This is a genomic window from Dictyoglomus sp. (assembly GCF_049968615.1).
In the GTDB taxonomy this organism is placed as follows: domain Bacteria; phylum Dictyoglomota; class Dictyoglomia; order Dictyoglomales; family Dictyoglomaceae; genus Dictyoglomus; species Dictyoglomus turgidum.
The window spans coordinates 1-627 of sequence record NZ_JBMFQK010000030.1; the positions used below are offsets into that span (position 1 = coordinate 1).

The 627-nt window shown below is 32.4% G+C and carries 1 protein-coding gene; it reads left to right on the forward strand.

All coding sequences use genetic code 11. The annotated features are described in order from the left end of the window. Positions 1-627: hypothetical protein (locus tag ACP5QL_RS09245; RefSeq protein ID WP_428127302.1), on the forward strand; the 627-nt coding region annotated here is incomplete at both ends.

The window sequence follows — 627 nt, forward strand, 5'->3', positions numbered from 1 at the left end:
ATTATAAGTGGGCTATTTTTCATAAAGATGGAAAGAGAATAACTCAGTGGTATGATACCATTTACTCAGCTGGTTTAGTAGGAGGGCAGAGTAATCTATATGTGGCAAAGAACGGTAATAGATATGCAATCTTTGATAAAGATGGAAATATGATAACTAAGAAATGGTTTTACAGTGTTTCTTTAGAAGGTTTAGTTAGTGGAGAAAGCAACCTATACATCGCAAAGAGTAGGGGTGTGGCTATTTTTGATGAGAGTGGTAATAGAATATCAGAGTTATTTGATGATATATATTCAGATGGACTGGTTAAAGGAGAAAGTAATTACTATCTTGCAAAGAAAGATGATAAATGGGCTATTTTTGATAAAGATGGAAATATGATAACAAAAGACTGGTTTGATGATATAGAACCAGACGGTTTAGTTAAAGGACAAAGTAATCTGTATATAGCAAAGAAAGGTAATAAGTATGCTATTTTTGATAAAGATGGAAATATGATAAGCCCAAAATGGTTTGATTGGATAGATGAATATGGATTAGCCTGGGGACAAAGTAAGTATTATAAAGCAATGATTAATGGTAAGCAGGCAATCTTTGATAGAGATGGGAAGATGATAACAAAAGAAT